This is a genomic window from Hymenobacter ruricola, from assembly GCF_015694525.1.
GTDB lineage: Bacteria > Bacteroidota > Bacteroidia > Cytophagales > Hymenobacteraceae > Hymenobacter > Hymenobacter ruricola.
Genome location: NZ_JADQDM010000002.1, coordinates 771,508 through 784,369, shown reverse-complemented (window position 1 = coordinate 784,369; position 12,862 = coordinate 771,508). Strand labels below are relative to the sequence as shown.

The window sequence follows — 12,862 nt, the reverse complement described above, 5'->3', positions numbered from 1 at the left end:
TGCTTGGTTCGTATAAAACAAGGTCTGGTAAGGGAAGGCAATTGCCGTTGGAGTCAACTATTTTGGCGCGCATTTTGTCTTACTATCAAGACGATACTTGTTTGTCATCTAACGTGCTGATGCACCTACTGCCATGAAAACGAAACCATTCATATTTGCTCTGGGGCTGTGCCTGCTGCTGCTGAGCGGCTGCGCTGCTACGGTGGGCACTGGCTACGATGCCGCTTACTACCCGCCGGTTCAACCTTACTACGCACCGGTTCAGCCGTACTATGCTCCCCGGCCTTATTACGCCCGCCCGTACTACCGGGCGCCCCGCCCGGCCGTGATAGTGCCGGCCCGGCCCTACTACCATGGTGGCGGTTACCACGGTGGCTACCAGGGCGACAATGGCTACCACGGCGGCCACAGTCGGCGCCGCTAATAAGCAGCCGCAGAGGCAAAAAATTAACAAGAGGCTGTTCGCTGACGAGGCGGGTAGCCTCTTTTTTGTGCCCGTCCGCCCCGGTTTCGGCATGGTTGGGTTTCGTGCCCGTTCTTTGGCAAAATCCTGGTTTTGCTTTTATGAAATTTACCGCACGGGTGCCCCGGTTTGTGCCGCTGCTGGGGCTGGGTTTGCTGCCGCTGGCTGGCCACGCCCAGGGCTACGCGGAGGGCGTGGGCCTGAGCTACGAAGTGCTGCCCCTGACGCTGCGCAATGCCGGCGAGTATCGCTTTCGGGCCGATGTTTTTCGCGCCAGCGTGGTTGCGCCGGTGGCCGTGGCGGCTGATAGCAGCCGCAGCCTGCTCGTCGGGGCCAGCCTGGAAGCGCTGAAGTTCAGCGGTAGCCGGCCGGGCTTTGCGGTTGATGACGTGTATGGCATTTCGCCCGTCCTGGGCTACCGGGCCCGTGTTTCGCCCCGCGTGGAACTGACCGCACTAGCCCTGCCGGCTTTAAACTCGGACCTGCGCGAGGTACGCGGCGCCGACGTAACCTGGGGCGGCGTGCTGCGGGCCGCGTACCAGGCCAGCCCCCGGCGGGCGTATCGCCTCACGGTGGGCTACCGGCAGCAATTTTACGGGCCCCAATATGTGCTGCTGCTGGGCGTCGACTGGCGGCTGGGGCCGCGCTGGCGCGTGTTTGGCGACTTGCCCACCACGTTCAACGTCGGCTATGCGGTGGCAGAGCGCGTCAACGTGGGGTTCAACCTCAATGGCATCAACACGGCCTATCGCCTGCGGGAGCAGGACCGGTATTTCCAGTACCAGCAGGGGCACTATGGGCTGTTTGCCGAAACCTACCTGAGCGCGCACTGGGCCTTGCGGGCCACCGCGGCCTACGCTGTGACGCGCCGACTGGACGTGTTCGAGAAGGACGACCAATGGCCGGCCACCATCGACTACATCGGCTTGGGCAAGGAACCCACGCCGCTCAATCCCGCGATTGAAAAGGGGCTGGCGTTTCGGCTGGTCCTGAGCTACCGCGTGCCGACGCCCTGAACCAGGCTTGGTTTCAAACGGAGCTTAGTCGCGTTCGACCGGCTGAGCTTCGGCAACAGCAAGGTCCGGCTGGGGCGAGTCGGCGTGAATGGCCGCGGTAGTATCGCGCAGGTGCTGCGGGCGCCGCGCGTTTTTTACGGCTTGAATTTCGGCCACGATGGACAGTGCAATTTCTTCGGGCGTTTCGCCGCCCAAGCCCAGGCCGATGGGGCTGTGCAGCCGCTCACGCAGCACGCGGCGGCTTTCGGCTTCGGATAAGTTCAACTCCTCCAGCAGGCGGCCGGCTTTGGCGCGGGGCCCCAGCAGGCCAATATAGGGCGCGGCCGAGGGCAGCAGGGTTTGCAGGGCCGCCAGGTCGTAGGCGTAGTTGTGGCTGAGCAGCACGTGGTAGGCAGTGGCCTCCGGCACCTGCGTTTCCAGCTCCCGCACCGGCACGACGCGTACTTCGGCCGCTTCGGGGAAGCGGGCGGCGGTGGCCAGGTTCGGGCGGCCATCGACCACAGTAATATGCCAGCCCAGCGACGCGGCTAGGCGCACCAGCGGCTGGGCGTCGTTGCCGGCGCCGTATACGACCAGCCGCAGGGGTGGGGTGAGCATTTCGAGCAGCGCGCGCACGGGTCCGGCGTCGGTTTCTAGGTCCAGCACCTGCGAGCGGCCTTGCGCTAGCGTGGTGCGGGCGGCCTCGGCCAGGGGCCCGGCCAGCAGGGGAGTGCCGCGCACGGCGCCCGTGCCCGAGAGCAGCACGCGCTGTCCCACGGCGGCGCGCAGGCCGGCGGCATCCGTCTCAAAAACCGTGGCCAGCACCGCCGGCTCCGGGTGCTGCGCGAAGCTGCGGAGCAGTTCCAGCGGGTTGTCGGGCGCGGCAAAATCCAGGGGTTCGAGCAGGATGCGCACCACGCCCTGGCAGCCGGGCCCGAGGCCGTGGCGCGGGTCGTCCTCGTCGCGGGTGTCGTAGGTTACCAATGCCGGCTGGCCCCGGAAAATGGCCTGCCGGGCCCGCTGGCGGGCATCGCCTTCCAGGCAGCCGCCGCTGATGGCGCCGGTGAGCTCCCCGTCTTCGGTGACGAGCATGCGGGCGCCGGGGCGGCGGTAGGCCGAGCCCAGCACCTCCACCACCGTGGCCAGGGCGCAGGGCCGGGCGGCGGCGCGGTGCTGGTCGTAAGCGAGGAGCAGGCGTTGGAGTTCGGTCATGGCGGGTGCAGGCTGTACGCCCGGCAGCGGGGCGGGGTTATGAAAACTACTGGCCGGCGAAAGTGGTTTGGGCAGCAGTAGGCCACCCGCTGATGGCTTGTAATATTGTTGGGTATGAGCGTTAATATCCCCGTCTATCAATTAAGCGCCCTGGCCGAGCCTAGGGAAAAGCCGGCGACGGTGTTATTCCTGGGGCCGGATTCCGCGCATTCGCAATTGCCCATCAACCGGCCATACCGCAGCAATTACTACAAGATTGGTTTGGTGCTGCGCGGCCGGGCCCGCCTGCAGGTCGACCTCGAAACCTATGACGTGGGCCCTGGTTCGCTGATGGTGCTTTCGCCCTACGTCATCAAGCAATGGCCGTTTTTCTCGGCTGATTTTGAAGGGCTGAGCATTTTTTTTACCCAGGAATTTATTGCGGCCACCAGCAGCCTGAATCTGGGTTCGTTCGCTTTTTTCGAGCGGGATGCCCGGCACGTGTTTCAGCTGACGCCTGCCCAGGCCGAGGGCATCGGGGCGGTGTTGCGCAGCATTGGGCAGAAATACGCGGCGGCCCATGCTTACCGCGAGGAAATTCTGCGCAGCCTCATTCACATTCTGCTGCACGAAATTGCGCCCATCTACAGTGGCGTGCACGTTTTGGGAAGCGCCGTTCAAACGCGCAGCCAGCTCATTGCCGCTGAATTCAAGAAGCTGGCCAGCTGCCACTACGCCACCGAGCGCAGCCTGGCTTTTTACGCCGATAAGCTCTGCATCACGCCCAAGCACCTGGCCGAAACCGTGAAGGAAGTGACCGGCAAGCGCGCCGTGGAATGGCTGGCCGAAGCCGTGCTGCTCGAAGCCAACGTGTTGCTGCAGAACCCGGCCCTGAGCATCGCCCAAGTGGCCGATACCCTGCACTTTGCCGACCAGTCCACGTTTGGCCGGTTTTTTAGGAACAATACGGGGGTTTCGCCCGCGGCATTCCGGCAGCGGCTGTAGAGGGTAGTCGCTTTCTCGGCAACGTGAGGCCTGCCGCACTTGGGCCCAATCTTCCCGCCGTTTGGCCCTTTCGCCGGGCCGCCGCCGGCCGGAGCTTTGTCCCATGAAAATCATCCTAACCGGTTCCCTCGGGAACATCAGCAAGCCCCTGGCCACCGAACTGGTGCAGCAGGGCCACGCCGTCACGCTCATCAGCAGCAAGGCAGAACGGCAAGCGGAAATAGAGGCACTGGGCGCCACCGCCGCCATCGGCTCCGTCGACGATGTGGCGTTTCTTACCGCCACGTTCAGCGGCGCCGATGCCGTGTACCTCATGGTGCCGCCCAACTTCACCGTCCGCGATTCGCGGGCCTACCACCAGCACCTCGGGCGCAGCTACGCCCAAGCCATCCAGCAGTCGGGCGTGCGGCGGGTGGTGCAGCTCAGCAGCTGGGGGGCGCACCGCTCGGAGGGCATCGGCGGCATTATCGGCACGCACGACGTGGAGGAAATCCTGGCCGAGCTGCCCGGCCTGGCCCTTACCCACCTGCGGGCCACCTCGTTTTATTACAACATGTTCAGCTTCATCGGCCTGATAAAAGCGCGGGGCATCATCGGCGTCAACTACGCCGGCGATACCCGGGTGGCCTTCGTGCACACGCAGGACATTGCCGCCGCCGCCGCCGACGAGCTGGCCACTCCGGCCACGCCCGGCCGGCACGTGCGCTACGTGGCCAGCGACGAGCGCACGGCCCACGACGTGGCCCGCGTCTTCGGCGCTGCCATCGGCCGGCCCGACTTGCAATGGGTGGCCTTCACCAACGAGCAGATGCAGGAAAACCTGGAGCGGGCCGGCCTGCCCGCCACCCGGGCCACCGAGGTGGTCGACATCTACGCCGGCATCGGCAACGGCACGCTGAGCGAGGACTACGAGCAGCACAAGTCCGCATTGGGCCGGGTGAAGCTGGAGGATTTCGCCCAGGAATTTGCCGCGGCGTTTCAGGCGGCGGGGTAGGGCCGAAAATAAATTGCCCGTCCGACCTGAGCTGATTGCAGCGACTTCCTGAACCAGCCGTATAAAAAACGCCCCGCAACCAGTTGCGGGGCGTTTTGATGTAAAAGCAACGGCTTTCCCCGGCGCAAATTCCTTCGCGGCGAGGCGCAGCACCCCTTCCCGTTACGCGGGCAAGCCGAGGCGGTGGGTTTCGAGTTGGCCGATGTAGCCGGTCACCATTTCCAGGTCGGCGTCGTTGCGGGCTTCGGCCAGGTCCTGGAGCGAGCTTTCGTCGCCGGAAGCGCCTTGCAGGGCCAGGTTTTTCTTGCGGGCCACGAGCGTCGCCTGTTCGGCTTCGAGCTGGTCGCGCTCGGTGGAGGGGCCGGCGGGCAGGTCGGCCAGCTCCGCGGTCACGCTTTGCAGGTTGCGGTCGGCGCGGGCGTACTGCTGCTGGGCCTGGCTGGTGCGAATGTTGCCTTCCGACTCGTTGAAGCCGAGCACGGCCTCGTTTTTTTCGAGCCGGCTCTGGATGCGGCGAGCCGGCGCGAGGGCCTTGTCGCAGGCGGCGCGGGTAGTGAGGGCGGAGAAATCGAAAGTGGGAACGTTCATGGGTAAATAAAGGAAAAGAGACAACTCACCGGCACCCGCCGGCCCCGCAAGTAACGAAAATGCATAAGGCTGTATTATTAATTATTCTAATAAGATTTTGGTAGCGTAAGCTCGTAGCATCAAATCGTTTAGGAAAGGGGTCGGCGGTTGGCGCGCGTCTGCGACGCGTGCCGCCTGGGCCCGAGCCTGCGGCTCGTACTCAAACGACCCGCAGGTTGGCATTCTATTCCCGAGCCCCAGGCTCGAAGCCAAGCGGCACGCGTCACAGGCGCGCGCCAACCGCCGACCCCTTTCCTAAACAGGCTCTATAATGGCAGGAAGGGGGTGTGCCCGCGGCCGGCTGCTTCGTTCACCGGTTCGGGCAGGGGCGCGAAGCTCCGTGCTGACGGGCACTAGCGGCCTGCTTCGCCGGCCAGGGCGGCCAGCTCGGCCCGCAGGCCGGCGGCGCGGGCCAGCAGCAGGCGGCGCTCGGCCTCGGCGGCGGGGCCGGCCCACAGGCGGGCCTGCGCGGCAAACAGCTCGTCCTGGGCCAGCGCCGGCGGGCAAGCCGGGGCCGCCAGCAGGGCCAGGCGGGCGGCACTGGCCAGCCGGCGCGCTTCGAGCGGGGCCAGCGTAGCCAATACCCTATCCAGCTCCTGGGTGGCCAGGTGCCGGCGGCGGGCCAGCGGGCGCGGCAGGGGCGCGGGCGGGGCCGGCACCGTCGGCGGCAGGGGCGGCGGGGCATCGCCGGGGGCCACGGCCAGCGCCTGCCGCGTGGCCAGGGGCAGGGCCGCCAGCAAGGCACTCAGCGCCTCACGCGCCTCGGCAGTCAGGAAGCGGGTGCCGGCCTCGGCCTCGGCCACGCGCACCCTGTTTATTCCCAGCAGGCGCGCCAGGTCAGCTTGGGAGAGGCTCAGGTAGCGGCGCAGGGCCGGCATTGAGCCGGCGCGGGGGAGGGTGGTACGCATGGGGTGGTACAGGATGGGGCTGGTACAAAAATAAATGTACCCCATATATCCTGTACCACCATTTGGTTTCGGTGGACCCAGCGTTTGGTATGGGTGGAACTAGCGAGTACTATTAATGAAGTTTCTAGGTGGTGGTAGCGGTTATCTAGCCAACGCTTGGTAGATTGCCACAGTTAACCTGCTTACTAAACGCAAACTGCTGCTACTGGTAACAGCAGCAATCTAGATGTTATACATCATTTCACAAAGCGACACAATGGAGCTAAAAGAATCATATGTACATTTTGCAACTGTTGGTGGTACTTACATTGACTTTGACCATTTAGATTTAACACCTTGGGGTATAAAAGGTGGTTTGATAGAAAGTAAGAGTACCGAGGAATTTATTCGAAAGAATTCTATGCCCGATATGGCAGACAGAAATTGGAAACGCGTAAAGGATGTTTCTCAAAGTTCAGACGGAATCGGAGGGGCGGGTATGCATGGGGATTGGGAATATATGAATCTCCTTTGGCCATTAGATTTTAATAACCCTCCGTCAGAGAAAGATTATTTTGAGGTAATAGGAGCTATTAAAGTTATCCATCCATCAGAATTGTATATATTGAATGTGCTGGACGCTCAATACTTTGATGGAAAAGGAATTTACTTCAATGGTTGGAGTACATACAACAATTATCATTGGCACAAATACCAAGAACCGGAAAAACATTACTTTATATACCCTGAGGAGCATATTCAAGAAACTAACGATTTCTTGGCGTTTTATAAAAAGAATTATGGAAAGAGAGACTATGTTCGCAATGCAATAAAATACTACTTAGATTCTTTTAATGTAAATAGTATTGAAATGTCGTTTATCTGCCTGTGTATTTGTTTAGAGACAATAGTTCCAGGAAATGAACAACTTTCCTATAGGTTTAGGAGAAATCTTGCAGTGTTGTGCTCTGAATCTTACGAAAGAGGCAATAAAATATACAAAAACGCTAATTTACTTTATAATTACCGTTCGAAATTAGTCCATTCAGGTATGAATAGTAAGGATTTTGCTAAGTTCGAATTATTCTTTGAATACGCACAAATTTTGGCTTCGAGGATGATTATCGAAATGTTGTTGCATGACATTCCAAAGATTGATGAATTGGATAAAAAGTTAACTGAACTTGGATTTGGGCAAGGAAGCATGATTTCAGAAGGATATAAAAAATTTCAAGGAAATATTTCGACATGGCATAAAGTGTCAGAGTACGAAATACAATAGAGAAAAGACCTATAATACAGGCTTTGGGCCGGTAGCGAAGCATAATATTAAAACAGTAACGCCCCGCAACCAACCAGTCGCGGGGCGTTTCCATGTCACTGCAGCGGCACCAGCCGCCGGGGTTGCTACAGCAGCTTGTCAATCGTGACGGGCAGGTCGCGCACGCGCTTGCCGGTGGCGTGGTAGGTGGCGTTGCACACGGCCGCGGCCACGCCCAGCAGGCCCACTTCTGCGGTTTGTTTGGAGCGGAGAAGGTTTCTTTGCCGGAGAATCATTCACCAGTCCACCAAATTGCCCAGTCTCTATATCATTGCCGGTTGCAACGGGGCTGGCAAAACCACGGCTTCCTTCACGGTGCTGCCGGAGCTTTTGCAAGTGCGGGAGTTTGTCAACGCGGATGAAATTGCCCGGGGGCTTTCGCCTTTCCGACCGGAAAAGGTGTCGATAGAAGCGGGCCGCATCATGCTGCGTCGGATACAGGATTTGCTAGCCCAACAGGCTGATTTCGCGTTTGAAACCACCCTGGCAACCCGCAGCTTTGTGGGGCTGATTGAGCGCGCCAAAGCGCAGGGTTACACCGTTACGCTGGTGTACTACTGGTTAGATAGCATAGAGCTAGCGGTTGTACGGGTGCGGGCGCGCGTGGCGGAGGGCGGGCATCATATCCCTGCGGAGGTTATTGCCCGCCGCTACCGGGCGGGGTTGAGCAACTTTCTGCATCTGTATAAAAGCCGGGTAGATTACTGGCTGCTCATCGACAATTCGCGCACCCAACCCGAACTAATTGCCGAAAGCCAGAGTACGCTATCAGATACTATTGTAGATTTGCCTAAGTGGCAGATAATCCACCAACTCGCTGGCTATGACTCAGACAGAAATTAAAGAAAAAGTACTGCAAGGCACTAAGCTGGCAGTGGAGCGGATGCTGACGAAAAAGCGCCAGACGAATTCTTATGTAGTAGTTTCCGAGAATGGCAAAGTGGTGCAGGTGAAAGCATAGCATTGAAATAGTAACCTATAAAAAACGCCCCGCAACTAACCAGTTGCGGGGCGTTCTCGTGTTACGTCAGCGGCACCGGCCGCCGCAGTCGCTACAGCAGCTTGTCGATGGTGACCGGCAAGTCCCGCACGCGCTTGCCGGTGGCGTGGTAGATGGCGTTGCACACGGCCGCGGCCACGCCCAGCAGGCCCACTTCGCCCAGGCCTTTGATGCCGAGCGGGTTCACTTCGGCGTCTTCCTCGTGCACGAAAATCACGTCGATGTCGTGGATGTCGGCGTTCACCGGAATGTGGTACTCGGCGTAGTTGTGGTTCATGAAGCGGCCGAAGCGGTGGTCCATCACCGACTCCTCCATCAGGGCCATGCTGATGCCCCAGACCACCGAGCCCAGCACCTGGCTGCGGGCCGTTTTAGGGTTGACGATGCGGCCGGCGGCCACGGCGTTCACCACGCGGGTGACGTGCACGGTGCCCAGGTCCGGGTCCACTTTCACCTCGGCAAATACCGCGTTGTGGGCGTGCATGGAGTATTTGGGCGGTTTCACCATGTCGATGAGGCCGGGCAGCTTGGCGTTTTTGGCTTCGATTTTGGGCTGGCCGCTGGCTTGCACCAGGTCGCGCAGCACTACGGCCTGGGTGAGGTCGGTGCGCAGGCGCATCTGGCCGTTGGCAAACTGCACGTCGTCGATTTTGACGCCTTTGAAAGCGGCATGGTCCATCTTTTGGGCCTGTTTCAGCAGCTCTTCGCCCAGGGCGGCGCAGGCTTCCTGCACGGCCGTGCCGATGGACGCAGCCGTCCAGGAACCGCCTTGCACGGGCGCTTCGGGCAGCTCCGTGTCGCCGAGCACGAAGGTGACGGCTTCGAGGGGCAGGCCCAGGCTTTCGGCCGCAATCTGCGTCATGATGGTGTAGGTGCCCGTGCCGATGTCGTTGGAGCCGCTGCTCACGGTGAGGTGGCCGTCGGCGTCGAGGCTGGCTTGGGCCTGGGCGGGCTGCTTTTGGGCGTCCCAGATGCCGCCGCCCATGCCCCAGCCCACCAGCAGGTTGCCGTCGCGCATGGAGCCGGGGCGCGGGTCGCGCCGCTCCCAGCCGAATTTGGCGGCGCCTTCGCGGTAACAGGCGCGCAGGTTTTTGCTGCTGTAGGGCAGGTTTTGGGCCTGGTCGAAATCGGAGTAGTTGCGGATGCGGAATTCGAGCGGGTCGAGGCCGGCGGCGTAGGCCATTTCGTCCATCGCAATTTCCAGCCCGATGGAGCCCGTGGCCGCGCCCGGCGCCCGCATGTCGAGGGGCGTAAATACGTCGAGCTTGGCCAGGCGGTAGTCCAGCTGCACGTTCTTGCAATCGTAGAGTGTGCCGCTCCAGCCCACCACGTTTTCGGTGAAATCCTCAAACTGCGAGGTTTCGGCCACCGCCACGTGGTTGATGCCGGTGAGCGAGCCATCAGCCGCCGCGGCCAGGGCCACGTGCTGCAGGGTTTCGGGCCGGTGGCCGAAGCTGAACATCTGCTGCCGCGTGAGCGACACGCGCACCGAGCGTTCTAGCTCCAGCGCGGCCAGCACGGCCATAAACAGCTGGTACTGCGGCCGCAATCCCGAGCCGAACCCGCCGCCGGTGTACTTCGACACCACCCGCGCCTGCTCCTTGCTCAGCCCAAACACCTTCATGATGTACTGCTGGCTGTTGAAGGCGCCCTGGGTTTTGTCGTACACGTTCAGCTTTTTGTCACCCAGCCATTCTACCGTGCTGGCAAACATCTCCATGGGGTTGTGGTGCTGCGCGTGGTGCGAGTACTGGCCTTCCATGTGGGCCACGCCCTGCGCCCAGCCGCGCCCGAAGTTGCCGCGCGACTTCGGCGGCTGGTAGCCGGTTTTGCCCTTGCCGGGCTGGTAGGCCTCGTCCAGGTGCTTCGCCAGTTCGGTTTCGTGGGCCTCTTCCTCGTACTCAATGTGCAGGATGGAAGCCGCGTAGCGGGCCAGCTCAAACGTGTCGGCCACCACCAGCGCCACCGGCTGCTGGCTGAACTTGATTTCGGCCGAATGCAACGGGCGAAACGGCGAGCCGCCGGGCGCCACGTCGTCCTTGTAGCTGCGGTCGAACCACGCCAGCGAGGGCACGTTCTCGTGCGAGAACACCCGGTGTACGCCCGGCAGCGCCAGCACCGGCGCCGCGTCGATTTTCGTGATGTTGCCCTTGGTAATCGGGCTGCTCACCACGTAGCCGTAGAGCAAGTTGGGCACGTTGAATTCGGCGGCGTACTTGGCGGTGCCCAGCACTTTGGCCGGGCCGTCCACGCGGTTGGTGGGCTTGCCGATGTAGTCGGTTTGGAGTGTCATGGAGTTTCAGAGCGTGGGATGTTGTGTGTTCCGACTAGAATTGAGAACGTCATGCAGAGCGCAGCGAAGCATCTTTACCGCGCAACTAACTGATTTTAGTATTGAGGTAGAGATGCTTCGCTACGCTCTGCATGACGGCCAAACATTCACGGGTTGGAATTTAGAAAGGCGTTGTCGTCGGTGCGCTGGGTCATTTCGGTGGCTTGCTTGAGGGCGCGCACGATGGCGCGCCGGGCCAGCTCAATCTTGAACGTATTGTGGCCATAGCCCTGAGCGCCTTCCAACACCTGCGCCGCCGCGCGCCGGAAGGTGTCAGCCGTGGCGGGCTGGCCGATGAGCAGGGCTTCGGCCGCTGGGTCGCGCCAGGGTTTGTGGGCCACGCCGCCCAGCGCCAGCCGCGCATCCTTTATGGTGTCGCCGTCCAGCTCCAGCGCGGCGGCCACGCTCACCAGCGCAAAGGCGTAGCTGGTGCGGTCGCGCAGCTTGAGGTAGCTGTAGTTTTTCTCGAAGCCTTTGGCAGGCAGGTCGAGGCCGGTTATTAACTCGCCGGGCTCCAGGGTGTTGTCGCGCTCGGGCGCGTCGCCGGGCAGGCGGTGAAAATCCCCAAAAGCAATGGTGCGCTCGCCGTGGGGCCCGCTCACCCGCACGGTGGCGGCCAGGGCGGCCAGCGCCACGCACATGTCGGACGGGTGGGTGGCGATGCAGCTCTCGCTGGTGCCCAGAATGGCGTGAATGCGGTTGTAGCCGCCAATGGCCGAGCAGCCCGAGCCCGGCTCGCGCTTGTTGCAGGGCGTGGCCAGGTCGTAAAAGTAGTAGCAGCGGGTGCGCTGCATGAGGTTGCCGCCGTCGGTGGCCATGTTGCGCAGCTGCGGGCTGGCCCCGGCCAATACGGCCTGGCTGAGCAGCGGGTAACGCTTTTCCACGTCGGGGTGCCAGGCGGTGTCGGCGTTGGTGGCCAGGGCGCCGAGGCGCAGGCCGCCATCCGGCAGGGACTCAATGGCGGCGAGGCCGGTCTTTTTGAGGCCGATGAGGTGCGTGGGCCGGGCCACGTTTTCCTTCATCAAATCCAGCAGATTGGTGCCGCCGCCGATGTAGGCCGCGTCTTCGTGCGCCAGGTTGTCCTGCACGGCCGCGGCCACGGCCGGGGCTTGGGTAAAGGTGAAGCTGTTCATCAGGTCTGAATGAGGAGTTATTGCTTCGGCGCCTCGGCGGGCGCATCGTGGGGCCGGGCCGCGCCGGCCGACCATTCGCCCGCGGGCAGTCCGGCCTGCTGGTTGTCCAATACTTCCATCACGGCGGTCAGGATGTTGGAATACGCCCCGCAGCGGCACAGATTGCCACTCATCAGTTCGCGCACTTCATCCTCCGTTTTGGCCCGGCCTTCGTTGATGAGGCCCTGAGCCGAGCAAATCTGGCCCGGCGTGCAGTAGCCGCACTGAAAGGCATCGTGGTCGATAAAGGCCTGTTGCAGCGGGCTGAGTTGTTCCGCCGTACCCAGGCCCTCAATCGTGGTGATGTCGGAGTCCTCGTGCATCACGGCCAAACTCAGGCAGGAGTTGATGCGCTTGCCGTCGACGAGCACCGTGCAGGCGCCGCACTGGCCGTGGTCGCAGCCTTTTTTGGTGCCGGTCAGGTCCAGGTATTCCCGCAGGGCATCGAGCAGCGTGGTCCACGGCGCAATGTTGAGGGAATGGAGTGCGCCGTTTATCCGCAGCGCAACGGGTTGGGTGGGGGCCAGGGCCACCGGCGGGCGGCCCAGCGGAGCTTGGGTAACGTGGCTCATAAGGTGGAAAAGGAAGAAGTGGGGCGCGGAAAAAAGATGCTCGGAATCAACGTCCTCACTTTCCACGGCTGAGTTTCCTATACGTGCCGGGGGCGGGGTAGTGTTGTCGCTAGCAACTAATCCGTTTGCGCCCCGGGCGCGGGATGGGGGCGGTGGCAGCGCAGGTTGTATGGCCGTTGCCTGGGCGGTTCCCGGTGTCCGCGCAGCGGTGCGCTTGCTCGCCGAGAAGAACCGGCCATTTGTCCTGCGTAAACTTAAGCTCGGCTAGAAACACGGTTTTCAACCCCGGCTAAAAGTAATTTT

Annotated in this window: 14 protein-coding genes; 7 read left to right on the top strand and 7 right to left on the bottom strand. The window is 61.7% G+C overall.

Features of this window, described 5'->3' with window-relative positions:
* Positions 1 to 133 precede the first annotated feature (133 nt).
* Positions 134 to 424: a hypothetical protein gene (locus I2H31_RS07475; protein ID WP_196292363.1), complete on the top strand. Its 291-nt coding sequence runs from the start codon at positions 134 to 136 to the stop codon at positions 422 to 424.
* A 140-nt stretch (positions 425 to 564) separates the two neighbouring features.
* A complete protein-coding gene (locus I2H31_RS07470; RefSeq protein ID WP_196292362.1) occupies positions 565 to 1,479 on the top strand; it encodes a DUF6268 family outer membrane beta-barrel protein in 915 nt (304 codons plus the stop codon).
* A gap of 24 nt (positions 1,480 to 1,503) precedes the next feature.
* Here the strand turns inward: I2H31_RS07470 and I2H31_RS07465 are convergent, their stop codons facing one another.
* Positions 1,504 to 2,670, bottom strand: coding sequence for an XdhC family protein (locus I2H31_RS07465; protein ID WP_196292361.1), 1,167 nt, complete (start codon positions 2,668 to 2,670; stop codon positions 1,504 to 1,506).
* Positions 2,671 to 2,784: 114 nt separating this feature from the next.
* On the opposite strand from I2H31_RS07465, the gene I2H31_RS07460 reads away from it, so the two are divergent.
* Positions 2,785 to 3,654 carry an AraC family transcriptional regulator gene (locus I2H31_RS07460; protein ID WP_196292360.1) on the top strand — a complete coding sequence of 290 codons (870 nt, stop codon included), beginning with the start codon at positions 2,785 to 2,787 and terminating at the stop codon, positions 3,652 to 3,654.
* Positions 3,655 to 3,757: 103 nt separating this feature from the next.
* Complete coding sequence (locus tag I2H31_RS07455; RefSeq protein WP_196292359.1) at positions 3,758 to 4,648, top strand: NAD(P)H-binding protein; 891 nt, start codon at positions 3,758 to 3,760, stop codon at positions 4,646 to 4,648.
* A 162-nt stretch (positions 4,649 to 4,810) separates the two neighbouring features.
* On the opposite strand, the gene I2H31_RS07450 is transcribed toward I2H31_RS07455, so the two are convergent.
* Together I2H31_RS07450 and I2H31_RS07445 are read right to left on the bottom strand one after the other, a co-directional pair.
* A complete protein-coding gene (locus I2H31_RS07450; protein WP_196292358.1) occupies positions 4,811 to 5,236 on the bottom strand; it encodes a hypothetical protein in 426 nt (141 codons plus the stop codon).
* A gap of 392 nt (positions 5,237 to 5,628) precedes the next feature.
* Positions 5,629 to 6,183, bottom strand: a complete 555-nt coding sequence (locus I2H31_RS07445; RefSeq protein ID WP_196292357.1) for a hypothetical protein — start codon at positions 6,181 to 6,183, stop codon at positions 5,629 to 5,631.
* Between the two features lie 256 nt (positions 6,184 to 6,439).
* Here I2H31_RS07445 and I2H31_RS07440 point away from each other — a divergent pair, with 256 nt between their 5' ends.
* Positions 6,440 to 7,444, top strand: a complete 1,005-nt coding sequence (locus I2H31_RS07440; RefSeq protein ID WP_196292356.1) for a HEPN domain-containing protein — start codon at positions 6,440 to 6,442, stop codon at positions 7,442 to 7,444.
* A gap of 125 nt (positions 7,445 to 7,569) precedes the next feature.
* Here the strand turns inward: I2H31_RS07440 and I2H31_RS07435 are convergent, their stop codons facing one another.
* On the bottom strand, positions 7,570 to 7,719 hold the full coding sequence (locus I2H31_RS07435; protein ID WP_196292355.1) for a hypothetical protein: 150 nt from the start codon (positions 7,717 to 7,719) through the stop codon (positions 7,570 to 7,572).
* Here I2H31_RS07435 and I2H31_RS07430 point away from each other — a divergent pair.
* Together I2H31_RS07430 and I2H31_RS07425 are read left to right on the top strand one after the other, a co-directional pair.
* On the top strand, positions 7,685 to 8,326 hold the full coding sequence (locus tag I2H31_RS07430) for a zeta toxin family protein (RefSeq protein ID WP_262895761.1): 642 nt from the start codon (positions 7,685 to 7,687) through the stop codon (positions 8,324 to 8,326). The genes I2H31_RS07435 and I2H31_RS07430 overlap by 35 nt on opposite strands.
* Complete coding sequence (locus I2H31_RS07425) at positions 8,307 to 8,444, top strand: hypothetical protein (RefSeq protein WP_196292353.1); 138 nt, start codon at positions 8,307 to 8,309, stop codon at positions 8,442 to 8,444. The genes I2H31_RS07430 and I2H31_RS07425 overlap by 20 nt, the downstream gene beginning before the upstream one ends.
* Positions 8,445 to 8,535: 91 nt before the next feature.
* Here I2H31_RS07425 and I2H31_RS07420 read toward each other — a convergent pair whose 3' ends face one another.
* The 3 genes from I2H31_RS07420 to I2H31_RS07410 form a co-directional block, all read right to left on the bottom strand.
* On the bottom strand, positions 8,536 to 10,776 hold the full coding sequence (locus I2H31_RS07420) for a xanthine dehydrogenase family protein molybdopterin-binding subunit (RefSeq protein WP_196292352.1): 2,241 nt from the start codon (positions 10,774 to 10,776) through the stop codon (positions 8,536 to 8,538).
* A 146-nt stretch (positions 10,777 to 10,922) separates the two neighbouring features.
* Entirely contained in the window at positions 10,923 to 11,948 is a 1,026-nt protein-coding gene (locus I2H31_RS07415; RefSeq protein ID WP_196292351.1) for an FAD binding domain-containing protein, read from the bottom strand.
* Between the two features lie 17 nt (positions 11,949 to 11,965).
* The gene (locus I2H31_RS07410; RefSeq protein WP_196292350.1) at positions 11,966 to 12,559 is read right to left on the bottom strand and encodes a (2Fe-2S)-binding protein; all 594 of its coding nucleotides are present in this window, start codon (positions 12,557 to 12,559) and stop codon (positions 11,966 to 11,968) included.
* Between the last annotated feature and the right edge of the window lie 303 nt (positions 12,560 to 12,862).